This is a genomic window from Dietzia sp. NPDC055877 (assembly GCF_053615975.1).
The window spans coordinates 1-25,847 of record NZ_JBSHCV010000019.1 but is presented as its reverse complement, the minus strand read 5'-3'; the positions used below and the strand labels follow the sequence as shown (position 1 = coordinate 25,847).

Below are 25,847 nucleotides of genomic sequence, written 5' to 3'. Positions count from 1 at the left end.
CAGCGCCCCACCCCAGGTCATGCGTCCAGGTGACGCGCGGGCCTACCGCCTCGGCCCCGGCCGGCCGAGGCGCCGGGTCAGATCTTGACGACCATCTTTCCGACGTTCGCGCCGCCCATCATGTCGAGGAACGCATCGACGGCGTTGTCGATCCCGTCCACCACGGTCTCGTCGAAGACCAGCTCACCGGAGGCCACCCACGGGGCGACCTTGGACACGAACTCCTTGTAGTGGCCCATCTGCTTGTTGATCGTGAAGCCCTGCATCGTCAGCCGACGCGTGATCATGAGCCAGAGGTTGTCTGGCCCGGGGGCGCGCTCGGTGGAGTTGTAGGAACTGATCGCGCCGCACATCGCGATGCGGCCCTCGTCGTTCATAAGGTCCAGCGCGGCCTCGAGGTGGTCGCCACCGACGTTGTCGAAGTAGACGTCGATCCCCTCTCCGTCCACGTCGCCGAAGTGCCCGCGCAGGAGCGTGCGGACCGGGCCGTCCTTGTAGTTCACCGCCGCGTCGAACCCGTACCGCCCGGTGACCGTATCCACTTTCTCCCTGCTACCCGCCGAGCCGACGACCTTCGAGGCCCCCTCGAGCCGCGCGATCTGCCCGACCGCCGAACCGACCGAGCCGGCAGCGCCCGAGACGAACACCGTGTCCCCGGCCGTGAACCGCGCGACATGCATGAGCCCCACGTACGCGGTGAGCCCGGTGGTGCCGAGAATTCCCAGGTGCGCGGAGTTCGGCACGCCGTCGATCTCCCGGATCACCCGGAACTGCCGGCCCGGCCCCTGGGCCACGTCCCGCCACCCGAGGTCGTGCAGGACCACCGCGCCCACCGGATGCTCGTCCGAGCGGGACTCGACCACGCGGCCCACCGCCCCACCGGTCATGGTCTGGTCGAGCTCGAACGGCGGGATGTAGGAGCGCCCCTCGTTCATCCGGCCGCGCATGTACGGGTCGACGGAGACGAACTCGTTCGCCACCCGGATCTCCCCTTCTCCGAGCTCCGGAAGTTCGACGGTGGCGGTGCGGAAGTTCTCGTGCGTCGGCCACCCGCGGGGTCGGCTGGCGAGCTGGATCTGAGTGCTGGTCGTCATGCCTACTGTCTACGCCCCCTCGCGGCGGGGCTGCCGAGGCCCGCCGCTCTAGTAGGCTTCGCGTTCGTGCAGGACCAGTCCCATCCCGATACCACCTCGGCGACGCTCCCCGACGAGCGCGCACGCGGCGAGATCGTCAATGACTCCCAGACCTTCCGCCGTGCCGTGGGCGACCTCCGGCAGGGGCTGCACCAGCGCGAGCTGTGGCTTTCCCTCGGCTGGCAGGACATCAAGCAGCGGTACCGGCGCTCCACGCTCGGGCCCTTGTGGATCACCATCGCCACCGGCGTCATGGCCGTGGCGCTGGGGTTCCTCTACTCCATCCTGTTCCAGATCCCGCTCGCCGACTTCCTGCCCCACGTCACCGTGGGCCTGATCATGTGGGGATTCATCTCCGGATGCATCAAGGAGGGCTCCGAGGTCTTCATCGCCAACGAGGGCCTGATCAGGCAGCTGCCCAGCGCGCTGAGCGTGCACGTCTACCGGCTGGTCTGGCGTCAGTTCCTGTTCCTGCTGCACAACCTGGTCATCTGGGTGGTGCTCATGATCGTCTTCCCGCGCCCGCTGGGCTGGGAACTGCTGCTGTCGGCCCTGGGCCTGGCGGTGCTCATGATCAACGGCGTCTGGGTGTCGATGCTGTTCGGCATCCTGGCCACCCGCTTCCGCGACATCGCGCCGCTGCTCGACTCGATGGTGCAGCTGCTCTTCTACATGACCCCGATCGTGTGGACCACGCAGACGCTGTACGAGCAGGGCGGCCAGATCGCCGACCGGGCCCGCATCGCCGAGCTCAACCCGCTCTACCACTACCTGGAGATCGTCCGCGCGCCGATGCTCGGTCAGCCCGTCGCCGCCTACCACTGGTGGATCGTCCTGGGCTGCACCGCGGTCGGCCTGCTGCTGGCGTTCCTCGCCCTGCGGAAGTTCCGCTCCCGAGTCCCGTACTGGGTGTAGGAGGTACAACCCATGAGTCCTGCTGCGCCCACTCCCGGCGGCGTGTCCATCGACTGCGTCGACGCCTGCGTGGACTTCCCGATCTTCGACGCCAAGTCGCGGTCGCTCAAGAAGGCCGTCCTCGGGTCCGCAGGCGGCGCGATCGGGCGGAACGCGTCCAACGTCGTCGTCGTCGAAGCCCTCAAGGACATCACCCTCTCCCTCCGCGAGGGAGACCGCATCGGCCTGGTCGGACACAACGGCGCCGGCAAGTCCACGCTGCTCCGGCTGCTGTCCGGCATCTACGAGCCCACCCGCGGCGCCGCACGGATCCGCGGCCGCGTGGCGCCCGTGTTCGACCTGGGCGTGGGCATGGACCCGGAGATCTCCGGCTACGAGAACATCATCATCCGCGGTCTGTTCCTCGGGCAGACGCGCAAGCAGATGAAGGCCAAGGTCGAGGAGATCGCCGACTTCACCGAGCTCGGTGACTACCTCGACATGCCGCTGCGCACCTACTCCACCGGCATGCGCGTGCGGCTCGCGATGGGCGTGGTGACCTCGATCGATCCCGAGATCCTGCTGCTGGACGAGGGCATCGGCGCCGTGGACGCGGAGTTCATGAAGAAGGCGCGCGTGAAGCTGGCCGACCTGGTCTCGCGCTCCGGCATCCTGGTGTTCGCCTCGCACTCCAACGAGTTCCTCGCGCAGCTGTGCGACTCCGCGATGTGGATTGACCACGGCCGGATCCGGCAGAGCGGCGGCATCGAGGAGATCGTCACCGCCTACGAGGGGCCCGAGGCCGGCCGCTCGATCGCGGAATACATGGAGAGGATGAAGCGTGAGGGCTGAGGCCGGGGCGGGGTCCGGCGGCTCCGGCGCGGGCGACGCGAGGGCGGATGGCGCTGGCGGCGCGCTGGCCGATGGCGCGGGCGGCCCGCAGTCCGGCGCCGGCGCTGACGAGTTGCGCACCCGGAACGACGCAAACAGGGCGCGCAACCCGGCGCAAAGTGCGCAATCCGGGCGCGTAAGTGGGCAGCGATCCGCCGACTCGCGGTGCGTGGTGGCCGTGGTGGTCACGCATCGCCGCCTCGAGCAGCTCCGCGCCTCGCTCGAGGTGGTGTGCGGCCAGACCCGGCCGATCGACCACCTGGTCGTGGTGGACAACGCCGACGAGCAGGCCGTGCGCGAGCTGGTCGAATCGCAGCCGGTCGCGGCCACCTACATCGGCTCCAAGCACAACCTCGGCGGCGCGGGCGGGTTCGCGCTCGGCATGCTGCACGCCCTCGCCACCGGCGCCGACCTGGTGTGGTGCGCTGACGACGACGGCCGCCCCGAGGGCCCTGACGTCCTGGCCGCCCTGCTCGGCTGCATGGATCGACACGGTCTGGCGCAGGTCTCGCCGGTCGTGTGCGACCTCGACGACCCCGATCGCCTGGCCTTCCCCCTGCGCCGCGGTCTGGTGTGGCGTCGGTGGCGCAGCGAGTTGTTCGCCGACGACCAGCGCGACGTGGCGACGGACCCGGCCGACGCGACCAGCGCGACCGGGGCGGGCACCGACCTGCTGCCGGGCATCGCCTCGCTGTTCAACGGCGCGTTGTTCACCGCCGACGCGCTCGATCGCGTGGGCGTGCCCGATCTGCGCCTGTTCATCCGCGGCGACGAGGTCGAGGTGCACCGCCGCCTCGCCCGCTCCGGCCTACCGTTCGGCACGTGCCTGACCACCGCGTACCTCCACCCGCAGGGCTCCGACGAGTTCAAACCGATCCTCGGCGGCCGCATGCACACGCAGTTCCCGGACGACCCGGTCAAGCGGCATTTCACCTACCGTAACCGCGGCTACCTGCTGTCCCAGCCGGGCATGCGCAAGCTGATCCCGCAGGAGATCGTGCGATTCGGCTGGTACTTCCTCGTCTCCCGCCGCGACCCGGCCGGCTTCCGCGAGTGGCTGCGCCTGCAACGCATGGGCGCGGGCGAGCACTTCGACAAGCCCTGAGCCGGCGGGATGCGGCGAGATGGCCGGGAGCGCATGATGGGCGTATGACCGACTGGATCGCCCTGCAAGCCCGCGCCGCCGACGTCTTCGAGGAGGCTTTGGCGGGAGCCACCGACTGGGATGCCGCCACGCCGTGCAGTTCGTGGACCGCGCGCCAGGTGCTCGCCCACGTGGTGGACGAGCAACTCTGGGTTCCGGGCCTGCTCGCGGGCGGGACGGTCGACGAGGTGGCCGAGGACCTCGAGGGCCCGCTGCGCCGCCTGCGTGAGATGTCCGGCCCCGACCTCGTAGACCAGTGGCGTGGGGTGCGGGCGCCGGTGTCCGCCGCGTGGCGGGGGACGGGCGCGGACACAGAGGTCAACCTCTCCTACGGCAGCGCGCCGGCCGGGCACTATCTGGCCCAGCAGACCTTCGATCTGGCGGTCCACGCCTGGGACATCGCCGCCTCCCAGGGCCGCGACCTGCCGTGGGGCGACGATCTCGAGCAGGCGGTACTGGAGTTCGTCCGCGCCGATCTCGCCGAGAATCCCGCGCCGGACCTGTTCGACCCCCCGGTTCCGGGTTTCGACGGCCCCGGCGTCCCCGCGCGCCACACGGCCCTCGCGCTGACCGGTCGCGACCCAGGGCGGTGGCCACGCGGCTGACCCTGGGCGGGCGCGAACTGACCGGCGAGTAAGTTACGATCGCGGCGTGCCCAAGACGATGCTGCACCGCTACTCCGCCAGCCCCACGGCGTTCCCCGTGCTGGCGTCGCTCTACCCGCCTCTGCTCGGGTCGGGGATCCGCATCCGACACATCGCCCCGGACTGGACCAGCGGAGAGCTGACCATGCGCGTGGCCCCGTGGACCGCCAACACGAACGGCACGGCGTTCGGAGGCGCGCTCTTCGCCGCCACCGACGTGCTCTACGGCGCACTGCTGTCCGGACAGCTCGGTGGCGGCTACCAGGTGTGGACGAAGAGCGCGACGATCGACTTCCACCGGCCGGGCCGCGGCCGGCTGACGTGCAGGGTCGAGGTCCCGGCCACCGAGGCCGACATGATCCGCGACCAACTCTCCGAACAGCGCAGCACCAGCGTGGTGCACACCGCCCTCATCGTCGACTCCCGCGAGAAGGCCGTGGTCGAGGCCCGACACACGATGTCCGTCCGGCGCCGGAACTGATCTCCCGCGGGAAGCGCCACGCACCCGACGATCACCACGGTGCGCCCCAGAGCCCGTGCGGGTCGCTGGCGGCCTCCCCGTGAGCGGGCAGGCGGAGCTCGGTCGTCGGCCACCGCGCGGCCAGCAAGCCCGCGGCCCTCCGGGCAACGCCCGCCGGTCCGGTATCCGGAACCGTGCCCGGCCGCGGCAGCAGAGTCGCGGCCCCTCGCGCCAGTTCACGCACGATGATCACCGTCCAGCCGGCGCCCTGGAGCCGGGACTGATGACGAGCGGAGGCCCTGTCCCTTCGCGCCCGGAGGGACTCCGCGTCCCCCGCCTGCGACGACCTCTCCCACCGCACTGATGCCGGTGCTGGTGAGGTGTACACAGCGCATCTCGCGACGGGATCGGCCAGCGGCAGTTCGACCATGTTTCTGCCCAACCGCACCTGGTGACCATGTCCGAAATCCCCACAGCCCGCATCTGCGAGGACCATCCGCGCCCTGGATGACATGGCCGAGACCGACCGTGGGTCGCAGGCGCGCACGACCTGCTCGAAATCGCGTGCCCCTCGCCCGCTCGGATGATCGGCCGCTGCCCGCAGTTGGGCGGGCAACTCCGCCACCATCGCGCACAGTCGCTCAACTGAGACCACCGCGTCCTCGAACTCGAGGTCCACGGCAAGGTCTCGGCAGGTCCGTAGCGGTGTCGTCACCCGAACGCCGTCGACCTCGGTGATCGCGTGCCCGGGCATCGCCCCGTACCGGTACACCCGCCCCTGACGGGTCCGGCGGGTGGCCGGGAGCCAGATCTCCGGTGGCGCGTCCTCCGGCGCCGAGTCGTCGCCCCACATCAGCGCCGCGCTGCGCCCGCGCAGGACACCGTCGGGAAAGGTCCTTGCCAGCGCGCGGCTGCGGATCTCGAGACCGTCGGCCTGGTCCTCGCGCCGATACATGCCATGCCAGATCCGGTGGTAATGCCTCCTGACCAGCGAGGGTGACACCTGCTGCACCAGTTCGGCCGACGTCAACGGTCCCGGCGGCAGCATCTGCAGCTCGAGCGGCCAGGGCTCGCCGGCGGGAACGGACAGTGCGGGAAACGCCGACGGGGTGATCGGAGCAGACGGATTCATGCCGTCCACTGTGAACTACGCGGTGGCTGCCACCCCGCCGAAAACGAGCATCGAGCCGGTCGTCTGTGGACAGGGGACGGCCTGTGGATAAAGTCCCGCGCACGGCCCGGCGCGACTCGTCCCGCGCCGGGGCTCACAGTCCGTAGAGTCGCGCCCAAGTCTCCCGCGTGGTCAACTCGGCCTCGGCCCGCCGCCAGCGCTCCTGCGCGACCGGGGTCTCGCGGACGAAGCGCGCGAGCAGCGAGGCCAGCCGCTTCTGGAGCTCGGAGGCACGGGCCGGATCCACCTTGCGGTGGTGCACCCCGGTCTGGGACGCGTCGGTCACGTACACCTCGTCGAACAGCGCCACATGCCACCAGGCGGCGTCCTCGTACGGGATCGCCACGACCCCCCGACGCTGCCGGCCGAGCTTCTGCACGAGCAGCCGCTTGGCCAGCACCTGGTCCTCGCGGTCCGCGCGCGGAATACCGACCTTGCGCTCCACCGTGATACCGGCAGGCAGCGCCTCCACACCCAGCTTGGCGGTTTCCGGGTACCCCGCGCGCTCCTCGCGAATCGCCGCCAACGCACGCTGGCCACCGTCCCCGACACCGAACGCACCGTCGGGACCGTCGAGAAACGCCTCGATGCCCCGCAGCCGCGTGGCCGCCAGCCCGTACTGCATGGCCGCGATCGCGCGGAGCACGGTGCGCGCCAGGTTCTTGGCCATGTCCTTCGGGTCGATGCCCTGCCGGATCGAGGCCGTGACCAGTGAATTCCGTTGCGAGAAGAACTGGCCGAAGTCGTCGCCGTCCTTCCAGTAGAAGTCGGCGTGCCACACGGCCGCGCCCTGCAGCGTGCACGTGGGCATCCCGGCCTGGCGGCAGCGCAACCCGTATTCGATGTCGTCCCACTGGAAGAAGTACGGCATCGGCAGGCCGACCTTCTCCACCGCTTCGCCCGGGACGAGGCAGGACCACCACGCGTTGTACTCGGCGTCGATCCGCCGCTCCTGGCGGTTCTCCACGACCGACTCGTCGCGTAGCGCGAACTCGTCCGCGTCGAGGCCGCCCCTGAGCTCGGCCAGGTGCGTGCGTTCGGCGGAGACCAGCAGGTAGTCCGGGTTGAACAGGTACATCATCTGCGCGCCCACGAGCATCGGCTCACGTGTCACCGCCGCGAAGGCGAACAGGCGCAGCACGGTCTCCGGCTCGACCCGCACGTCGTCGTCCATGAGCAGCACGTCCACCGGGCCGGGGGCCTCCGGTGCGGTGGCCTCGAACATGCCGCGACTGAATCCGCCGGCCCCGCCGAGGTTCGGCTGGCGGAGGTAGTGCAGGCGGTCGCCGAATTCCTGGGCCGCGTGCGCGAAGGCATCGCGGGTCTCCACCAGGTCGGTGCCCTGGTCCGTGACGTAGAGGTCGTCGATGAGGTCCGCCACGAGCGGATCGGACGCCAACGAGTCCACGGTGGCCGCGCAGTCATCAGCGCGGTTGAAGGTGCAGATCGCCACCGCCGCACGACGGGCCGGCCTCGTCGTCGTCGTACTCCAGGCCACCTCCGAGACCGTCGCCTCGGCGTCGACCGCGTGGAACTCCAACCACATCGCGCCACCGTCGGTGAACGTGTCCAGCGGGACGTGCAGCACCGCCATCCCGTCGCCGTCGTGATGGACCATGTCCACCGTGCGCACGTGGGAGCCGATGTCGGAGGCGCGCGCCAGCACGTCCACCCGGCCGGCCGACTCGATCGACACCCGCACCGTCAGCTCGGTGAGATACGTCCACCGCTGCCAGTAGGAGGCCTCGAACCGGCCGAAGTAGGTGTTGGTGTCGACGGCCGCGCCGGGTTCGAGCCGGAGCTCCGTGCGGGTGCGGCGCACGACGCCGCGGGTGACGCGCGAGTAGAGGTCGTCGTTGACCCATTTGCGGGGGCCCGAGAACAGGGTCCGCTGGAGGAGCAGGTCGCAGTCGGCGCTGTCGGCGCCGGTGCCGGCACCTGCGGCGGTCACGGTGGTGGCGTCCATGGGGGCGATGCGCTCCTGAAGATCGGTTATCCGGTGCCGCCCAGGTTAGTCCCCGACCCCGCCGGGATCGCGTCGACGACCGGTGAGTCGGTGTTCGGCGGCTGTTCGGGGGGCGTCACCGGGGGAATGCCCGGTGGTGGGAGTGAAGGAGGATGATCCGCGGGCACCGGCAGAACCTCGTAGAGACGGGCGCCCTCGTTCTCCGCCGCCAGGCGCAGGTGGGGGTTGAGGTGGAGACCGATGAAGCCGCCGGGCCGCCCCGGTCCGCCCACCACGCCGGTTCCCACCACCACCCACCGCACGTCCTGCCGTTGCACCTCGTAGGTGATCGACGGGTCGAAGCCGTACCGGTTGATCGAGGTGTAGAGGGTCATGCGATCGCCGCCGACCTGGGCCACCGGGTCGTCCGCCAGCGGCGTGCCGAAAACCACCGGCACCCCGTGCAGGGCGTACGCCCACGCGGTGCCGTCGAACGGGTCGCCCAGCATCACGCCGCCGTCATACAGTTCGCCCAGCCGGTCCAGGACGACGCGCTCCGAAGCGGTGACTGCCGGCCCGTCCCCGTAACCCCAGATCCGCACTTCTCGTACCAGAAGCGCTTGCCCGGACAGCGCGGCCAGCAGGCACACCGTCGCGATGACGCAGCCGACACGCGCGGCGGGCCTGCGTGCGGGGCCCCGGGGGATCAGCGCCCGGACCCCGGCGCCGGCCAGCACCGCCGAGGGCACGGCGAGCAACGCCGCGAACCGGTACATGTCATCCCACCAGAATCCGGTGAACGCCCGCACCCAGTCGCCCTCGACCCCTGCGGCGAGCACATACAACACCCCGTAGACGACCAACGCCGTCACCACAGCTGCGAGCGGTCGGCGCCATCGCGGGTGGGCCACTGCTCCGACCAGACCGATGAGCACCAATAAGGTCGTCCCCGCGGACGCCGCCGCGGAGGGACCGAGATCGAACACCCCGGCGACGGCGCGGGCGACTCCCATCTGCCGTGGCCACGAGAATCCCGACGCGCCGCCCGCGGCATCCGCCGACAACACGCTCAAGGTCCACGCCGCGTACGCGCCCACCGGCAGCGTCGCCAGCGCGAATCCGCCGACCACCGTCAGCCGGGACGGCACCCCGGGCGCGGCCACGACCCCGGCCACGGCCTGCGCACCCACCGGGATCGCCGCCGCCAGCGCCACCGAGGGATGCACTGACCACGCCCCCGTCATCCCGGCACCGAGCAGCAACGCGGCCGCCGCCGTCCCGATCCACGTCATGCCGGGCCGCACTACCGAGAGCCTCTCCCCCAGCACCAACAGCCCCGGGATCACCGCCACACCCAGTGCGAACGGCAGCAACGGCCCCCACCCGACAACCTGGAAGGGGAATGTCCAGCACGATGCCGCGACGACTGCGGCGCCCACCGCCGCCAGCCGGGACCCACCGCACAGCCGTCCGGCCAGGAGCGCCACGCCCAGGACGAACACCACGCCCGTCACCGCCGACATCGCGTTCAGGGCGCCCGGCATTCCGTTCAGCGCCCCGGGCGTGCCGTCGCCGGGTAGGTGCAGCAGGAGCGAGGTGAGTGCGTGATAGGTGTCCGGATAGTAGAAGTGCGGGTTGGCGGGCTGGCTCACCGGCGCGAGGTCGGTCAGGCCGGCCTGCCCGGTCTCAGCGATGTACCGCGTGGCACCGCCGTGGAAGAGGGCGTCCCAGTACTGCGGGATCGCCGTGAGGCCGCGGGTCGCGATCCCGAACTGCACCGCGGGCAGGGCGGCGAGTACGACGACGACGAGATCGCCCACCCACCGCCTCGGGGATCGGGTGACGGCGTCGTCGTCGTCATACTCGTTCCCGCCCCGCGATCGCGCCCGGCCCGCCGCCACCCGGACGGCGATACCCACCATCCCGGCGCACAGCAGCGCCACGAGCGCCGTCACCCCCGCCGAGGCCGGAGCCCAGGCCACGTCTGTGGCGGCCGTGACCGTGCAGCCCACCGCCACGACCGCGAGCGTCAGGGCCGGGCCCACCGCCACCGCGTCGCGCCAGGGCAGGCCGGTGGCCAGACAGATCGCCGCGCCGGGCACCACCAACAGCGCCAGTGCGGCGACCAGCAGGATCACGGCGGTCACGACGCTCAGCGCACCCGGAAGATCACCGTGCGCTGAACGATGAAGTTGGTCACCGTTGCCACACCCTGCGCGATCACGTAGCCGATCGTGCTGGCCCAGAACTCGGTCCACCCCATGCTCTGGAACCAGGGCATCAGCACCATGAACAGGCCCCACTGGACGCCGAACATCACGCCGTACAGGCACATCGTCGCCACGAACCGGGCCCGCGACGGCTCCGCCTGGAACGTCCACCGCCGGTTGAGCGCGTAGGCGGTGAGCGTGCCGGCGACGAACGAGAGCGCCTTGGCCCAACCCGGACTGACGCCTACCAGCATCAACAGCTGCAGCAGGCCGTAGTCGACGATCGCCGACAGCACGCCGGTCAGGAAGAACCGGATGATCTGCGTCTTGAGGTCGGTCGGGGCGGCCGGGTCGGACTCGTGCCGCGACTCGAGCGGGTCGACGGCGCCGCGCAGCGAATCCAGGACCGAATCGCCCGGCAGGTCCGCGTCGCCCGTGCCCGTGCTGTCTGGGGAGGAACTCACCCGACCAGCGTAGGTCGGCGCGCCGGGAAGTGAACATCGACACCTCGGGCGCCGGTCCGGCGCGTGTGCCCATATGGTGCCGCTACCGTAGACGCATGACCCCTCGGCCCCGCCCCCTCCCCGGCCGCCTCGTCTCCACACTGGCCCTCGCCGTGGCCTGTGTGCTCGCGGGCTCCCCGGCCGCGGTGGCCGACACGCCCGGCACCGCACCGACGTTCTCGCCCGGCGCCGCACCGACCCTCTCGCCCGGCTCGGTCGAACTCCCCGACCCACTGGCCGACTTCCGCCCCGCGCCCGAACACGAGCGCACGCCGGAGCGGTACCTCCCCAGCCCGTCGCCTGACCCCTGGTACTCGGATCCGCCCGCCGTCGACCCGGCCACCGCGCACGGCACCATCCTCGCCACCCGGCCGGTGACCGTCCCACCGATCAACATGCGCAACTTCGGTCGCGGATGGCAGGTCCTGGTGCAGAGCGCCGACTCGCACGACCAGCCGCAGCAGATCGTCTCCACGATCCTCGAGCCGGCCACCCCCTGGGACGGGCCCGGGCCGCGGCCGCTCGTGTCGTTCAATGTCACGATCGACTCGCTCGGGCTGGAATGCATGCCCTCGCACGTGCTGCCCAACAAGTTCAACATCGAGCTGCCGCCGTTCCTGCAGATCCTCGCCGACCGCGGGTACGGGCTGGTGGTGACCGACTTCCAGGGCCCCAAGGCCGCGTACGCCGCGGGCCGCGCGAACGGGCGGGCCGTCCTCGACGGGATGCGGGCCGCGCGCGCGTTCGTCCCGCCGGGTGACACCGACCCGCTGTTCGCCGACTCGCGCATCGTGCAGGTCGGCTACTCGGGCGGCGGGATCGCCACCGGGTGGGCGGCTCAGCTGCAGCCGGTGTACGCGCCCGAACTGACCGGGGTGCTGGTCGGCTCCTCCGTCGGCGGGGTCCCGGCCGACTATTCCGATCTGTTCGACAGCATGGACGGCACCGTCGCCTCCGGGCTCTACCGGGCCGCCGTGCTCGGACTCGCCCGCGAGTACCCGGAGCTCTACCCGCTGCTCAACGACACCGGCGACGTGGCCGCCTATCACCTTCGCGACTCGTGCGCCGCCGCCAACACCGCGATCGGGATCCTCCGCGCGCCCCTGTCGATGCTCACCGACGTCGACCCGCGCACCGACCCGACCGTCCAGCGCGTCATGGCCCGAAACCGGCTGGGCACCGCCGACCCCGCCAGCAGCGCCGACCCGCGCGAGGTCCCGACCGGCCCGGTACAGGTGTGGCACGGCGACGCCACCGTCCCGATCGGACCCGGCCCCGGCTCCTCGACGGGCCCCGGCGACTTCTTCGTCCCCGAGTGGACCGCCCGCCGGCTCACCGACGAATGGTGCGAGGCGGGCGCCGACGTCGAGTACACGCCCGTGGCCGGCGAACACATCACCGCCGCCTACACCGCGGTGGGGCCGGCCCTCGACTGGGTGGACGCCCGCGCCCGGGGCGTGCCCTTCACCAGCGGCTGTCAGGCGTAGCGGGTCCGGCATCCGCGCTCGCGCACAGCCCAGCCGGCGTCCGCGCTCGCGCCTGCGCGGTCCGGAGCCAGCGCCTGCGCCGTCTGCCCAGGGTCCACGTGTAGACGAGCCCGGGCCGCTGTGGCGGTAGCCTCGACTGCGTGAGCACTGCACAGAACACGACCCCGGCCCGGCCCTCCCTGGACACCGAGCTCAAGCGCCTGACCGGCTGGGGGCGCACCGCGCCCGCGATGAGCCACGTACTCACTCCTCGGTCGGTCGACGAGATCTCGGCAGCGGTCGCGACGGTCAACGACGCCAACGCCTCGTCTCCGCACCACCTGCGCCGCGGCGTGATCGCCCGCGGCCTCGGCCGCTCCTACGGCGACAGCGCCCAGAACTCGGGTGGCCTGGTGCTGGACATGAGCCGGTTCAACCGCATCCACGAGCTCAACGCGGAGAACGCGATCGCGGTGGTCGACGCCGGCGTGAACCTCGACCAGCTCATGCGCGCGGCCCTGCCGTTCGGCCTGTGGGTCCCGGTGCTGCCGGGCACCCGCCAGGTGACGGTCGGTGGCGCGATCGGCCACGACATCCACGGCAAGAACCACCACTCCGCCGGGTCGTTCGGCAACCACGTCACGCGGATGGAGCTGCTCGTCGCGGACGGGCGGGTGTTGACGTTGGAGCCGGGAGGGACCGACGACGACGAGGACGGCAGTCTCTTCTGGGCGACGGTCGGGGGCAACGGCCTCACCGGCATCGTGCTCAAGGTGTGGATCGCCATGACGCGCACGGAGACGGCGTTCTTCCTCGCCGACGACGACCAGACGGGCTCGCTCGACGAGACGATCGCGCTGCACACCGACGGTTCCGAGGACAGGTACACCTACTCCTCCGCCTGGTTCGACGCGATCAGCGCGCCCCCGAAGCTCGGCCGGGCCGCGATCTCGCGGGGCAACCTCGCGACGCTCGCGCAGCTCGAGGAGTACGCACCCGAGCTCGCCAAGAACCCGCTGACGATGGACGCCAAGCCGCTGCTGACGTTCCCGGACATCTTCCCCAACGGGCTGGCCAACAAGTGGTCCTTCAGCCTGGTGGGCGAGGCATACTACCGCATGGGCGGGACGCGCCGGAACAAGATCAAGACGTTGCCGCAGTTCTACCACATGCTCGACCTGTTCGGAGAGTGGAACCGGGCCATGGGACCTGCGGGTTTCCTGCAGTACCAGTTCATCGTCCCGCCGGGCGCGGTCGACGGGTTCAAGGAGATCATCGGGGACATCCAGCGCTCCGGCCAGTACTCCTTCCTCAACGTGTTCAAGCTGTTCGGCCCCGGTAACCAGGCGCCGCTGTCCTTCCCGATGGAGGGCTGGAACGTGTGCGTGGACTTCCCCATCAACGACCGGCTGAACGCGTTCGTCAACCACCTCGACGCGAAGGTCATGTCGATGGGCGGGCGCCTGTACACGGCCAAGGACTCCCGCGTCCCGGCCGAGCGCTTCCACGCCATGTACCCGCAGATCGACTCGTGGATCGCGACGCGCCGGCGGATCGACCCCAACGGCGTGTTCGTCTCCGACATGGGTCGGCGTCTCGAACTGCTCTGACCCGGCGGGGCGACGCGGCCCCACCGCCCCCGCCGTCCGTCCATAAGAGCCTTCCGCACATTTCCACTCGCCCGACGTGTGCCGAACACTCTTATCGACCGGAGGGCGGGGGATCTCGGCGGCGCACCGGGGGATCGAGACGGGCGGCCGGGGGATTGAGGACCGTCGGTAGACTGCCGTCCATGATCAATGCCGTCGGCGTCCCCCAGACACTGCTCCTGTTCGGGGGCACCTCCGAGATCGGCCTGGCCATCTGCGCCGAGTACCTCACCCAGGGGCCGATGCGTGTGATCCTGGCGTGCCTGCCGGGTGACCCCGGGGTCGAGGACGCCAGGGCCGAGATGACGGCCGCCGGCGCGACCGCGGTCGAGGTCGTGGACTTCGACGCCGCGGCCACCGACACGCACCCGGCCGCATTCGAGAAGATCTACGCCGGGGGCGACGTGGACGTCGCGATCGTCGCGTTCGGCCTGCTCGGGGAGAACGAGGAACTCTGGTCGGACCAGCGCAAGGCGGTCCAGATCGCGCAGATCAACTATACCGGCGCCGTCTCGGTGGGCGTGCTGCTGGCCGAGCGGATGAAGGCGCAGGGCTACGGCCGGATCATCGCCATGAGCTCGGCCGCCGGTCTGCGAGCCCGCCGCTCGAACTTCGTCTACGGCTCCACCAAGGCCGGTCTCGACTCCTTCTACACCGGCCTCGGCTACGCGCTGGCCGAGCACGGAGTCGACGTGCTGGTCATCCGGCCCGGCCAGGTGCGCACCCGCATGTCGGCGCACGTCGACGAGGCCCCGCTGACCATCAACAAGGACGAGGTGGCCCGGATCGCGGTCAAGAACTCCGGTCGCGACAAGGGCGCGGTGTTCGCCCCGGCCGCGTTCGGCGGGGTCATGGCCGTGCTCACCCACGTGCCGCGGCCGATCTTCCGCAAGCTCCCCTTCTGAGCATGCGCCCAGCGCTCCGGGGACTCGGTCTGGCGGGGGCGGCGACCCTCCTCGCCGCCGTCGTCACCGCCGTCGTCCTCGTCGGGTTCTCGCTCGTGACGTTCCCCGCGTACGGCAACTCCAACGTCCTGCGCGCGCTGACCGTCGTGGGGCAGACCGCCGCGCTCGTGCTGGTGGTGGTGGGGATCCTCGCCGCGCGTGCGGGTGAGCGGCCGGGCGGTCGGGCCGGGCTGGTGCGTCTGGGCAAGCTCGCCGCGCCCACCGGGTCCGCGCTGCTGGTGGCCGCCACCCTCGGCATCCCGCTGGCGGCGTCCCGCCTCTACCTGCACGGCGTGAGCGTCGACCAGGAGTTCCGCACCCAGTTCCTCAGCCGGTCCACCACGTCGCCCGGCCTGCCGGACATGGCCTACGCCGACCTGCCCTCGTTCTACCCGTCCGGCTGGTTCTGGCTGGGCGGGCGCTTCGCCAACCTCGCCGGGCTCGAGGGCTGGGCGGCGTTCAAACCGTGGTCGATCCTCTCGCTGGCCGTGGCCGCCGCCCTGGTCACCGTCCTGTGGACGCGCCTGCTGCGCACCGACCTGGGCGCCGTGGTGGGACTGGTCTCCACGGCCATGATGCTCACCTACGGCAGCCCTGAGCCCTACGGCGCCGTGGTGGCCCTGTTCATCCCGCCGGTGCTGATCCTGGCCTGGCACGCCGTCCACCCCACCGCGGACCGGCCGGCCGGCGACGCCCCCGGTCCCGTCCAGCGGCCCTCCGGCATCGCGGCCACGGTCGCCACCATGGTGTTTCTCGGCGCCTCCGCCAGCATGTACACCCTGTACACGGCGCTCGCCGCCGGCACCGTCGTGCTGATGGCCGTGATCGCCACCTTGCTGGCGCTGCGCGGCCGCACCGACTACCCGGCCTGGCTACCCGCGGCCCGGCTCGCGGTGATCGGCGTCGGCTCCCTCGCGATCGCCCTCCTCGTGTGGGCCCCCTACCTCCTGGCCTCGCTCGGTGGGGCGCCGGCCGACTCCGGCACCGCCCTGCACTACCTGCCTGATTCCGGCGCGCGGTTGCCGCTGCCCATGACCGCCGGCGGGCTGACCGGTCTCGTGTGCCTGGCCGGTCTGATCTGGATCGTCGTCCGGGCCCGGTCCTCGCGCCGCGCGCAGGCCCTCGGTCTCGGTGTGGCCGCCGTCTACCTGTGGTGCCTCGCGTCGATGGCGGTCACCGTTCTCGGCACCACCATGCTCGGCTTCCGGCTCGAGCCCGTGCTCATCGGTCTGCTGATGGTGGCCGGGGTGTTCGCGATCGCCGACGTCGCCGGGCTGCTGGTGCGGGCCGCCGGACGCCAGAACGGCTCGGATCGCCCGGCCGCCGAGGCCACCGGATACCGACGGCGGGCGAGCGCCGCCGTGGGCGTGGTGGCTGCCCTGGCCGTGCTCGCGCAGGTGCAGGGCATCCCGGACCACCTGCACGAGGAGATCCGGCTCGCCTACACCGACACCGACGGGGCAGGCGAGCGGGCCGACCGCTTCCCGCCCGGGCCGGAGTCCCACTACGCGGACGTCAACGCCGTGATCGCCGAGGCGTTCCCGGGCCGCGACAAGACCGACCTCGTCGTCGTCAGTACCGCGGACGCCTTCCTCGCCTACAACCCCTACCTGGCCTACCAGGCGGTGACCTCCCACTACGCCAACCCGCTGGGACGCTACGCCGACCGCAACGCGGCGATGATCACGTGGGAGGAGGCCACCAGCGGCGAGGAGCTCCACGCCCTCATGACCGGCACGGACTGGCGCGGCCCCGACGTGATCCTGGCGCGGCCCACCGGCGACGGCTACTCACTGCGCCTGGCCGAGGACACCTACCCCAACGATCCCAACGTGCGGCGCTTCTCCGTCACCATCCCCGCCGAGGCGGTCTCCGGGCCACACTTCGAGGTCCACGACGTGGGACCGTTCGCCGTGATCGTGGTGCGGTGATCCGGAGTGACGATCCACGAGCCGGACGAGCGGGCAGACGACGTCGCCGACCCGCGCCGCGACACCGACCCTGACCGGCCACTCGGTCTCCACCCCTACCCGGGAATGGCCCGCGACCGCCGCTGGGCGATCATCACCGGCTTCCTCGGGGCGGTCCTGGCGATCCTCGCCGGCCTGCTGCCGGTGCACCAGGACACCAGTCAGGTGCAGTGGACCGCCGGCCCCGACTACGCCTCGGTCACCTCGCCGCTCGTGTCCGGGCGGCCACTCGATCTGACCATCTCGGCGCCGTGTGGACCGCTGAGCCAGGTCCCGGAGAACACCGTCGTGTTCTCCACACTGCCCGAGGACGCCCCCGGCCGGATCTCGGACGGGCTCGTGGTGCAGCGGTCCTCCGACGCCGCCGGGGACCCGGTCATCGAGGTGGTGGTCCGCAACCTCACGCTGCTGTCGGTGCCGCTGGCCACGCTGCGCGACGCGGACTGCGAAACCCTGCACGTGCGGGCAGAGACGGGCATCCTCGTCGCCGAGCTGACCGGCCTGGACCGCGATCCCGAGGACGCCGACGATCCCGTCCGCGCCGCCGTCCCCGGCAGCATGCGGCCGCAGGTCACCGGCGTGTTCACCGATCTGACCGCCGCGACCGCGCCCGACGGCCTCGGCGAATCGACCGTCGAGGTGACGGTCGACTCCCGCTACTCCTCGAGCCCGACGCTGATCAAGCTGGTGCTGATGCTGATCGGGGTGGCGGCCACGATCGCCTCGGTCTGGTTCCTGCACCGCCTGGATCGCATCGACGGCCGCTCCGACCGGCGCTTCGTGCCCCGCTCGTGGCTGCGCCTCTCCGGGGTCGACGGCGTGGTGATCAGCGTCCTGACCTTCTGGCACTTCGTGGGCGCCAACACCTCCGACGACGGCTACCTGCTCACCATGGCCCGCTCCGCCGGACCGAGCGGCTACATGGCCAACTACTTCCGCTGGCTCGGCTCACCCGAGTCCCCGGTCGGCTGGTACTACGAGATCCTGCGGGTCTTCGCCGAGATCTCCACCGCCAGTCCGTGGATGCGCCTACCCACGCTGCTGTGCGGCATCCTCTCGTGGCTCATCATCAGCCGCGAGGTCATCCCCCGCCTCGGCCGGCTGGCCCGCACCTGGCATCGGCCGCGCTGGACCGGCGCCGCCCTGTTCCTCGCGTTCTGGATGGCGTTCAACAACGGGCTGCGGCCCGAGCCGGTCATCGCGCTGGGCGCGCTGCTCACGTGGTCGCTGGTCGAGCGCTCCATCGCCACCCGCCGGCTCGTGCCGGGGGTCGCCGCGATCGGCGTGGCCGCATTCTCCCTCGGCACCGGGCCCACCGGCCTGATGTGCGTGGCCGCGCTGGCCGCCGGCGCCCGCGAGTTCGTCCGCATGGCCCGCCGACGCGCGAAGATCGTCGGCTGGGCCGCGATCGCCGGCCCCGTCCTGGCCGTGGGCCTGGCGCTGCTCTACACCGTCTTCGCCGACCAGACCCTGGCCGCAGTCCTCGAGGCCACCCGCATCCGCACCGAGCTCGGGCCGAGCCTGCCCTGGTACGGCGAGAAGGAACGCTGGGAGGCCCTGTTCAGCGTCTCGGCCGACGGCGGCGTGGCCCGCCGCTTCCCCGTCCTGCTCATGCTCATGTGCCTGGTGCTCGTCTCGGCCGTCATGCTGCGACGGGGCGGGATCCCCGGCGCCGCCGCGGGACCGTCCCGGCGTCTCATCGGCGTGATCGCGGGATCGCTGCTGTTCCTGGTGTTCACCCCCACCAAGTGGACCCACCACTTCGGCGTCTTCGCGGGGCTGGCCGGGGCGCTGGCGGTCCTGGCCGTGATCGCCCTTCGTTCCTCGTCCGTATCGCTCGCCCGGAGTCGGTGGCTCGTGTGGGCGGCGCTGTGCCTCGTCGTCGGGCTATCCACCGCCACCAACAACACCTGGTGGTACGTCTCCGACTACGGCATCCCCTTCGCCGACTCCTTCCCCTCCGTCGGCGGGGTCCAGGTCCAGTACCTGGCCTTCCTCGGCGGGTTCGCGTGTCTGCTGGTCGCCGGGCTCATCCACATCGGGTTCCTGCCCGACGAACCCGGACGCGCCCTGTGGCGCCGGGTCTCCCGCCACGTCCCGTTCCTGCGCTCCCGCGCCGACACCCCCGCGGCGCGGCATCGCGACGGGCGCGGCATCGACGGCGCGCCCCTGACGGTCGTGGCGTTCGCCGTCGTGATCTTCGAACTGGTCTCCGTCGTCACCGCGGTGTTCGCCCAATCCCCCGCCTACACGGTCGGCCGCGCCAACATGCGCGCGATCGCCGGGCAGCCGTGCTCGCTCGCCGACTCGGTGCTCGTCGAGGAGAACTCCAACGACGGGATCCTCACCGCGATCGGCGCCGGGCCCGAGATCTCCCTCGGCGCCGGCGTCGTCAACGGCTTCGCCCCCAACGGCCTGCCCGATTCGATCACCGTCGACAGCGCCGAGGCCTCCGGCTCGCTCGCCCAGTCCCAGCCCGACGAGCGCGATCCCGGCGACGGCGTCGACGCCGGCACCACCGGCGGCCGGGGCGCACTGACCGTCAACGGCTCCACCGTGGCCCTGCCGTTCGGCCTCGACCCCGAGACCACGCCGGTGCTGGGCTCCTACCGGCGCGGCCCGCAGGTCGCCGCCGAACTCACCTCGGCCTGGTACCGACTCCCCGACCGCAGCCCCAACCGACCGCTACTCGTGATGGCCGTCGCCGGCCGCATCGGTGCCGGCGACGTGCGCATCGAGTACGGCCGGCCGGGCCGCGTCGGCGCGGCAGGGCCCACCGACTTCGAGGTGATGGGCTCCATGACGCCCACCGACATCGGGCCGGCGCCCGCGTGGCGGAACCTGCGGATCCCGCTCGAGGAGATCCCCGAGGACGCCCAGGTCGTGCGCGTGGTCGTGGAGGACAACAACCTGGACCCGGACCGCTGGATCGCCGTCACCCCGCCCCGTAACCCGCGACTGAGCACCCTCGACGAGGTCGTGGGCCATACCGATCCCGTCCTCATCGACTGGGTCGTGGCGTTGGCGTTCCCCTGCCAGCGGCCGTTCGTCCACAACGGTGGCGTCGCCGAGATCCCCGAGTACCGGATCCTCGCCGACCGCGAATCCTCGTCCGCCGCCAACTGGTGGCAGAGCGCGGGCGGCGGCGGACCGCTGCTGTGGACCACCCAGACGGTCGAGGCCGTGACCGTCCCCACCTACCTCGACCACGACTGGTCGCGAGACTGGGGCTCCCTCCAGCGGTTCGAGCCACTCGACCCCACGGCCACCCCGGCCGAGCTGATCCGCGGCAGTGAGGTGCGGTGGGGCTGGACCACGCCCGGACCGATGAACTGATCGTCGCCTAGAATCTGTCGTCGTGTCAGACTCTTCCTCCGCAGCCGGCTCGGGCGCGTCCCCTGACTCCGACCCGGCCACTCCAGCGGCATCCGATCAGGACGCCGCCCCGGTCGCCTCGGACTCCCGGGTCGCCAGGCTCCGCGTCATCGCCATCGTCAGCGGTCTGGTGGGCACCCTGTGCTTCCTGGCCCTGCCGTTCCTGCCGGTGGCGCAGACGACCTCCTCGGTCCAGTGGCCCCAGAACGGGTCCGTCGAGTCGGTCACCGCGCCGCTCATGGCGCACACCCCGCAGGAGGTCACCGCGACCATCCCCTGCACCCTGGTCGCCGACCTCCCGGAGGACGGCGGCATCCTGCTGTCCACCACACCGGCCGCCGGCGAGGAGGCCGGGGAGCGCGCGATGTTCATCCGCGCCTCCGCCGACACGGTCGACGTGGTCTCCCGCAACCGGGTCATCGTCTCCGCGCCGCGCGATCAGGTCGCCGCCGGTGAGTGCAGTGTCCTGAGCGTGGTGGCGGCCCCCACCTACGCGGAGGCGTCCTTCGAGGGTCTCGACGGCCCCACCGCGGCCGGGCGCATCGACGCCGACAACCTGCGCCCCATGGTGGTGGGCCTCTACACCGACCTGCCACTCGACACCGCCGTGCCGGAGGAGCTCGCGGTGTCGGTCGAGGTGGATTCGCGCTTCACCACCGATCCCACCACGCTGAAGTGGGCGGCGATCGTCCTGGGCCTGCTGTCGACGGCGGTCGCACTGTGGGCGCTGCACGGGCTCGACCAGACCGACGGCCGGCGGAGCCTGCGCTTCCTGCCCCGCGGCTGGTTCCGCCCACGCCTGCCCGACGTGGCCGTGATCGGCACGCTCGCCGTGTGGCACTTCGTCGGCGGCAACACCTCCGACGACGGCTACATCATGTCGATGGCCCGGGCCGCCGAGCCCGCCGGTTACATGGCCAACTACTACCGCTGGTACGGCGTCCCCGAGTCGCCGTTCGGCTCGCCCTACTACGACCTGCTGACCCTGTTCGCACAGGTGTCCACGGCCAGCCCCTGGATGCGTCTGCCCGCACTGATCGCCGCGATCCTGTGCTGGCTGGTCATCAGCCGCGAGGTGCTGCCACGCCTCGGGCGCGCCGCCCGCACCACGCCCGTCGTGGTGTGGAGCGCCGCCGCGGTGTTCCTCGCGTTCTGGATGGCGTTCAACAACGGCCTGCGCCCCGAGCCGGCGATCGCGCTGGGCGCACTGCTGACCTGGGTCTCCGTCGAGCGCTCCATCGCGACCCGCCGGATGCTGCCGTTCGCGGTGGCCGTGATCATCGCCTCGTTCTCGCTGGCCACCGGGCCCACCGGGCTCATGGCCGTGGCCGCGCTCATCATGGGCCTGAGGGCCGTCGTCCACACCGTGGTGGTGCGCGGCCGCCAGGTCGGTTCCTACCTGGCGCTCGTCGCACCCGTCCTGGCCGCCGGGACCATGGTGCTCATCTGCGTCTTCGGCGTGCAGTCGCTCGCCGCGGTCCTCGAGGCCATCCGGGTGCGCGGCGAGATCGGCCCCAACCTGGCCTGGTTCGAGGAGTTCGTCCGCTACTACTACCTGATGATCCCGACGGTGGACGGGTCACTGTCCCGCCGCCTGCCGGTGCTCCTGGTGCTGCTGTGCCTGGCCGTGGTGATCGGCACGCTGCTGCGGCGCGGCAAGGTGCCCGGCGCCGCGTCCGGCCCCGTCTGGCGCCTCGTGGGCGTCGTGGTGGGCACCGCGTTCTTCATGATGTTCTCCCCCACCAAGTGGACCCACCACTTCGGCGTGTACGCCGGGATCGGTGCGGCGATCGCCGCGCTGGGGGCGCTCGCCATCTCCGCGTCTGCCGTACGCACCGTCCGCAACCGCACCCTGTTCCTCGGCGTGATCCTGGTGGTCCTCGCGTTGGCGTTCGCCGGCCCCAACGGGTGGTGGTACGTCTCGAGCTACGGCATCCCCTGGTGGGACAAGGCGCCGAGCGTCAGCGGGATCTCCGCGTCCAACGTGCTGCTCGTCCTGGCGGTGCTCACGTTCGCGTTCGCCGGCTGGCAGCACCTGCGCCGCGACTACACCGGCGAGCAGGCGCCCAGGACCACGGCGGGCCGACGCCGGATGCGGACGTTCGCCGCCGCCCCGATCGCGGTGGTCGCCGGCCTGCTGGTGATCTTCAACGTCGCCTCGTTCGCCAAGGGGCTGCAGAAGCAGTTCCCGGCATACTCGATCGCCGCGGGCAACGTGTCGGCGCTCGCCGGCAACCCGTGCATGCTCGCCGACCGGGTGCTCGTCGAGCCGGACGCCAACGCGGGCATGCTCGCCCCGCTCGGTGCGCCGCGGCTGCCCGACGGCTCCGTCGACCCCCGGGCCATGGCCGAGACGATCGAGGCCGGCGACAACACCGGCTTCACCCCGAACGGTGTCGCCCCCGACCTGTCCGCCGACGCGGTGGTCTCCGACCCGGGTGCCGCCAACACCACCTCGGAGCCCGGCGGCGGCCCCTCGGTCAACACCGGTGAGAGCGCCGGTACGGGCGGTGGCCGCGGCGCCGAGGGCGTCAACGGCTCCACCGTCGCGCTGCCGTTCGGTCTCGACCCGGCCACCACCCCGGTCCTGGGCTCGTTCTTCGCGGGCCCGCAGCAGCAGGCAAGCCTCGAGACCGGGTGGTACGAGCTGCCGGACAACCGCGAGGCGCACCCGCTGCTGGTGATCTCCGCGGCCGGCCGGATCGGGCGCTTCGACGCCGACGGCATCTACAAGTACGGCCAGGAGGTGACCGTCGAGTTCGGTCGGGACACCGGCAACGGCGTCGAGATGGTCGGCGCCCCGGTCGTCCCGTACGACATCGGCCCCGCCCCTACGTGGCGGAACCTGCGGGTGTCGATGGAGGACGTGCCCGCCGACGCCGACGTCATGCGGATCCGGGTCGACGACGACGACCTCACCCCCGACGAATGGGCGGCCATCACCCCGCCGCGTGCCCCCGAGCTCGTGACGGTCCAGGAGATGGTCGGGTCCTCCTCGCCGGTCCTGCTGGACTGGGCCGTGAGCATGCAGTTCCCGTGCCAGCGTCCGTTCTCGCACTTCGCGGGTGTGGCAGAGCTGCCGGAGTTCCGGATCCTGCCGGACCGTCCTCTCGCGGTCAGCGCCACCGGTACGTGGATGTCGTACGAGGGTGGCGGCCCGCTCGGGTGGGTGGAGACCGCGCAGCGTGCCCAGACGATCCCGTCGTACCTGCGTCACGACTGGAACCGCGACTGGGGCTCCATCGAGGCCTACACGCCGCTGGGCACCTACCAGTCCGAGCCCCCGCGGCCGGCCGACGTCACCATGGACACGGTGGACCGCTGGGGCTGGTGGTCGCCCGAGGGCCCGATCCTGGTGACCAACCCGGAGTAGACCGAGCCCACCGATGCTGCTGCTGTGCCCCGTCCTCGCGCGCAAGGACGGGGCACAGTTCGTTGTCCCGGGATTATTCTGAGAAACTGCTGACGTTCGTGGCCCCGATCCGCGCAGCGGCTCATTTGAACTGTACTAACGGTGCGCCGGTACATATTAGAGAATCTTCGCTCCGCCACTCCGGACACTTGTTATCGTGCGTCCAAGAAAACGCCACTCACATTGCCGCCGGACGCCCCGGATCTGATCAAGGCGACTGTCACGCGCCTGTCACAGAATGGCGACGAGGTTCTCGACACACTCCGCCGGGTCTCGACCGGGGAGCTCGAGATGATCGAGACCATCACCGACGCCAGTAGAGACCTCACCCGTCGGCTGTTCAGTTGGATCCTGGAAGCCGAGCCGGTGCTCGCGCACGCCGTCGACCATCCCGAGGTCGCCGCGTTGCTCGGCCGGGAGCACGAATCCCTCCCCGGCAAGATCAATGACGACATGATCACCGCGGCCCAGCACGGGCCGGGCATCGTCATCGCGGCAGTGCGGAAGTTTGCCACCGACCACCGAATCATCGATCCCGGGTTCGACGCACTTGCTCAACCCATCCGCGAATTGATCGAGATCCTCGATGCGGCGAAGCGGGAGTACGACCACGGCCTGACGGGGCTCGCCCTGGTGACGGCGAGCTACGTGTTCTACGAGACCTTCCACTATCCGCAACCGGCGACCGGGGTGTACGACATCGCCCACAGCACCGCCGACAAACTCAAGTGGGTGTATCAGTACTGGTTCAACCAGTTGGAGGTCGCGCAGCGTGGCTCCGGCCTGGAGGACTTCTTCCGCGGCCAGGTCCTGCAGAACAGCTTTCCCATGGATGCCACCGAGGTGGAGTCGATCTCCCGCGTCTCACTCTCGTGTGCCGGCGACCTACTGGCGGTCGACGTCCTGACGCCAGAGAACACCACCCGCCTGTTCGAGGACATCACGGACTTCTACAGCAGCACCGACATCGTGAGCGCCAATCTGGAGTCCACCGTGTACAGCGTCCAGGCACCGGGCCGAAATGGGGAGGAGTCCGGCCAGCCCTTCAAGATGAACACCTCGCCCGAGATGTTCGACAGGTTCCGTGACGACGCCGGGATCAACTTCTTCAGCACGGCGACCAACCATTCCAACGATCGGGGCACCGACGGGCTCCTGGCAACCCTCGACGGGCTGGATGCATCAGGAGCCCGATACTCCGGCACTGCCCGCGACCAGCAGGCGCAGGACGACGTGGTGGTGGTGGAGCGGAACGGCATCAAGATCGCGCTTCTCACCTACACCTTCGATCTCAACGGACGGCCGGTGCCCGAGAACCGGGGCTTTCTGGTGAACGAGGTGCGTTTCAACGACATGAACCCCGGTCCGGACTACTCGCTGGTCGAGGACGAGGTCGCCGCCGCCAAGGCCAAGGGGGCGGAGTTCATCGTCGCCTTCTGCCACTGGGGTTGGGAGTTCGAGATGTACCCCCACCCGAACGTCGCCGACGCCGCTCACGAGGTCGTGGCCCGCGGCGTGGACGTGATCCTGGGGAACCATCCACACGTTCCGCAGCCGGCTCAGATCATCGACCGCGGGCCGGACAAGCCCAAGGCCCTCGTCACCTACGCCTTCGGGGATTTCGTGAGCTATCACCCCGAGAGCCGGAACTCGAAGCTCACCTACGCCATCAAGTTCGACATCGCCAAGGTGGTTACCGCCGGCGGCACCTACGTCTCGTGGGATCACCTCGAGACGACGCCGCTATACATCGTCAACGCTCACCTCGGTGACGACCGTTACGACTGCCGGATCGTCCACTTCGACAAGGTTCTGGAGAACCCGGGCGATTTCGGCCTGACCGACCGGGAGAAGGCCGAGCTCCCGCACCTCGAGAACGTGGTCTGGAAGGGCATCCTCTCGCCACTGTCGACTATCCCTCCCGGCGGGTGGTCGGAGCCGAGACCTCGTGGGTAAGGTGAATTTTATGACGACCACTATCCTGCATAACGCCCGCCTCATCGACGGCACCGGTGCCGACCCGGTTGCCGACGCTG

General features: G+C 70.9%; 17 protein-coding genes. 12 read left to right on the top strand and 5 right to left on the bottom strand.

What is annotated here, in order from left to right:
• Window positions 1–77 precede the first annotated feature (77 nt).
• Complete coding sequence (locus ACWGLC_RS15225; RefSeq protein ID WP_452100667.1) at window positions 78–1,094, bottom strand: NADP-dependent oxidoreductase; 1,017 nt, start codon at window positions 1,092–1,094, stop codon at window positions 78–80.
• A gap of 66 nt (window positions 1,095–1,160) precedes the next feature.
• On the opposite strand from ACWGLC_RS15225, the gene wzm reads away from it, so the two are divergent.
• The 5 genes from wzm to ACWGLC_RS15200 all read left to right on the top strand — a co-directional run bounded on the left by wzm (window position 1,161) and on the right by ACWGLC_RS15200 (window position 5,187).
• Entirely contained in the window at window positions 1,161–2,048 is an 888-nt protein-coding gene (gene wzm / locus ACWGLC_RS15220; protein ID WP_344992364.1) for a galactan export ABC transporter permease subunit Wzm/RfbD, read from the top strand.
• A gap of 12 nt (window positions 2,049–2,060) precedes the next feature.
• On the top strand, window positions 2,061–2,879 hold the full coding sequence (gene wzt / locus ACWGLC_RS15215) for a galactan export ABC transporter ATP-binding subunit Wzt/RfbE (protein WP_230931178.1): 819 nt from the start codon (window positions 2,061–2,063) through the stop codon (window positions 2,877–2,879).
• 208 nt (window positions 2,880–3,087) lie between these two features.
• A complete protein-coding gene (glfT1, locus tag ACWGLC_RS15210) occupies window positions 3,088–4,023 on the top strand; it encodes a galactofuranosyltransferase GlfT1 (RefSeq protein ID WP_452100700.1) in 936 nt (311 codons plus the stop codon).
• A 44-nt stretch (window positions 4,024–4,067) separates the two neighbouring features.
• Window positions 4,068–4,667: a TIGR03086 family metal-binding protein gene (locus ACWGLC_RS15205; protein ID WP_452100666.1), complete on the top strand. Its 600-nt coding sequence runs from the start codon at window positions 4,068–4,070 to the stop codon at window positions 4,665–4,667.
• Between the two features lie 46 nt (window positions 4,668–4,713).
• The gene (locus ACWGLC_RS15200; protein ID WP_344992372.1) at window positions 4,714–5,187 is read left to right on the top strand and encodes a PaaI family thioesterase; all 474 of its coding nucleotides are present in this window, start codon (window positions 4,714–4,716) and stop codon (window positions 5,185–5,187) included.
• 31 nt (window positions 5,188–5,218) lie between these two features.
• Here the strand turns inward: ACWGLC_RS15200 and ACWGLC_RS15195 are convergent, their stop codons facing one another.
• From ACWGLC_RS15195 to ACWGLC_RS15180, 4 genes are all read right to left on the bottom strand, one after another.
• Window positions 5,219–6,298 (bottom strand): hypothetical protein, encoded by a 1,080-nt coding sequence (locus ACWGLC_RS15195; RefSeq protein ID WP_452100665.1) that lies wholly within the window; start codon window positions 6,296–6,298, stop codon window positions 5,219–5,221.
• 133 nt (window positions 6,299–6,431) lie between these two features.
• Window positions 6,432–8,303, bottom strand: coding sequence for a glycosyltransferase (locus ACWGLC_RS15190; RefSeq protein ID WP_452100664.1), 1,872 nt, complete (start codon window positions 8,301–8,303; stop codon window positions 6,432–6,434).
• A 26-nt stretch (window positions 8,304–8,329) separates the two neighbouring features.
• Window positions 8,330–10,429: a DUF6541 family protein gene (locus ACWGLC_RS15185; protein WP_452100663.1), complete on the bottom strand. Its 2,100-nt coding sequence runs from the start codon at window positions 10,427–10,429 to the stop codon at window positions 8,330–8,332.
• A 5-nt stretch (window positions 10,430–10,434) separates the two neighbouring features.
• On the bottom strand, window positions 10,435–10,956 hold the full coding sequence (locus ACWGLC_RS15180; protein WP_344992450.1) for a GtrA family protein: 522 nt from the start codon (window positions 10,954–10,956) through the stop codon (window positions 10,435–10,437).
• A 95-nt stretch (window positions 10,957–11,051) separates the two neighbouring features.
• Here ACWGLC_RS15180 and ACWGLC_RS15175 point away from each other — a divergent pair, with 95 nt between their 5' ends.
• The 7 genes from ACWGLC_RS15175 to ACWGLC_RS15145 all read left to right on the top strand — a co-directional run bounded on the left by ACWGLC_RS15175 (window position 11,052) and on the right by ACWGLC_RS15145 (window position 25,767).
• A complete protein-coding gene (locus ACWGLC_RS15175; protein WP_452100662.1) occupies window positions 11,052–12,482 on the top strand; it encodes a lipase family protein in 1,431 nt (476 codons plus the stop codon).
• A 140-nt stretch (window positions 12,483–12,622) separates the two neighbouring features.
• Window positions 12,623–14,071 carry an FAD-binding protein gene (locus tag ACWGLC_RS15170; protein ID WP_452100661.1) on the top strand — a complete coding sequence of 483 codons (1,449 nt, stop codon included), beginning with the start codon at window positions 12,623–12,625 and terminating at the stop codon, window positions 14,069–14,071.
• A 182-nt stretch (window positions 14,072–14,253) separates the two neighbouring features.
• On the top strand, window positions 14,254–15,015 hold the full coding sequence (locus tag ACWGLC_RS15165) for a decaprenylphospho-beta-D-erythro-pentofuranosid-2-ulose 2-reductase (RefSeq protein ID WP_344992459.1): 762 nt from the start codon (window positions 14,254–14,256) through the stop codon (window positions 15,013–15,015).
• A gap of 2 nt (window positions 15,016–15,017) precedes the next feature.
• Window positions 15,018–16,985, top strand: coding sequence for an arabinofuranosyltransferase (locus tag ACWGLC_RS15160; protein WP_452100660.1), 1,968 nt, complete (start codon window positions 15,018–15,020; stop codon window positions 16,983–16,985).
• Window positions 16,986–16,991: 6 nt separating this feature from the next.
• Window positions 16,992–20,360, top strand: coding sequence for an arabinosyltransferase domain-containing protein (locus ACWGLC_RS15155; RefSeq protein ID WP_452100659.1), 3,369 nt, complete (start codon window positions 16,992–16,994; stop codon window positions 20,358–20,360).
• A 22-nt stretch (window positions 20,361–20,382) separates the two neighbouring features.
• Window positions 20,383–23,772 (top strand): arabinosyltransferase domain-containing protein, encoded by a 3,390-nt coding sequence (locus tag ACWGLC_RS15150; RefSeq protein ID WP_452100658.1) that lies wholly within the window; start codon window positions 20,383–20,385, stop codon window positions 23,770–23,772.
• A 330-nt stretch (window positions 23,773–24,102) separates the two neighbouring features.
• The gene (locus tag ACWGLC_RS15145) at window positions 24,103–25,767 is read left to right on the top strand and encodes a CapA family protein (protein WP_452100657.1); all 1,665 of its coding nucleotides are present in this window, start codon (window positions 24,103–24,105) and stop codon (window positions 25,765–25,767) included.
• Window positions 25,768–25,847 lie beyond the last annotated feature (80 nt).

Excerpts from the sequence above, each read along its gene's own strand:
- ACWGLC_RS15225 (WP_452100667.1), bottom strand. The coding sequence starts at position 1,094 with ATGACGACCAGCACTCAGATCCAGCTCGCCAGCCGACCCCGCGGGTGG.
- wzt (WP_230931178.1), top strand. The coding sequence starts at position 2,061 with ATGAGTCCTGCTGCGCCCACTCCCGGCGGCGTGTCCATCGACTGCGTC.
- ACWGLC_RS15205 (WP_452100666.1), top strand. The coding sequence starts at position 4,068 with ATGACCGACTGGATCGCCCTGCAAGCCCGCGCCGCCGACGTCTTCGAG.
- ACWGLC_RS15195 (WP_452100665.1), bottom strand. The coding sequence starts at position 6,298 with ATGAATCCGTCTGCTCCGATCACCCCGTCGGCGTTTCCCGCACTGTCC.
- ACWGLC_RS15190 (WP_452100664.1), bottom strand. The coding sequence starts at position 8,303 with ATGGACGCCACCACCGTGACCGCCGCAGGTGCCGGCACCGGCGCCGAC.
- ACWGLC_RS15175 (WP_452100662.1), top strand. The coding sequence starts at position 11,052 with ATGACCCCTCGGCCCCGCCCCCTCCCCGGCCGCCTCGTCTCCACACTG.
- ACWGLC_RS15165 (WP_344992459.1), top strand. The coding sequence starts at position 14,254 with ATGATCAATGCCGTCGGCGTCCCCCAGACACTGCTCCTGTTCGGGGGC.
- ACWGLC_RS15160 (WP_452100660.1), top strand. The coding sequence starts at position 15,018 with ATGCGCCCAGCGCTCCGGGGACTCGGTCTGGCGGGGGCGGCGACCCTC.
- ACWGLC_RS15145 (WP_452100657.1), top strand. The coding sequence starts at position 24,103 with ATGATCGAGACCATCACCGACGCCAGTAGAGACCTCACCCGTCGGCTG.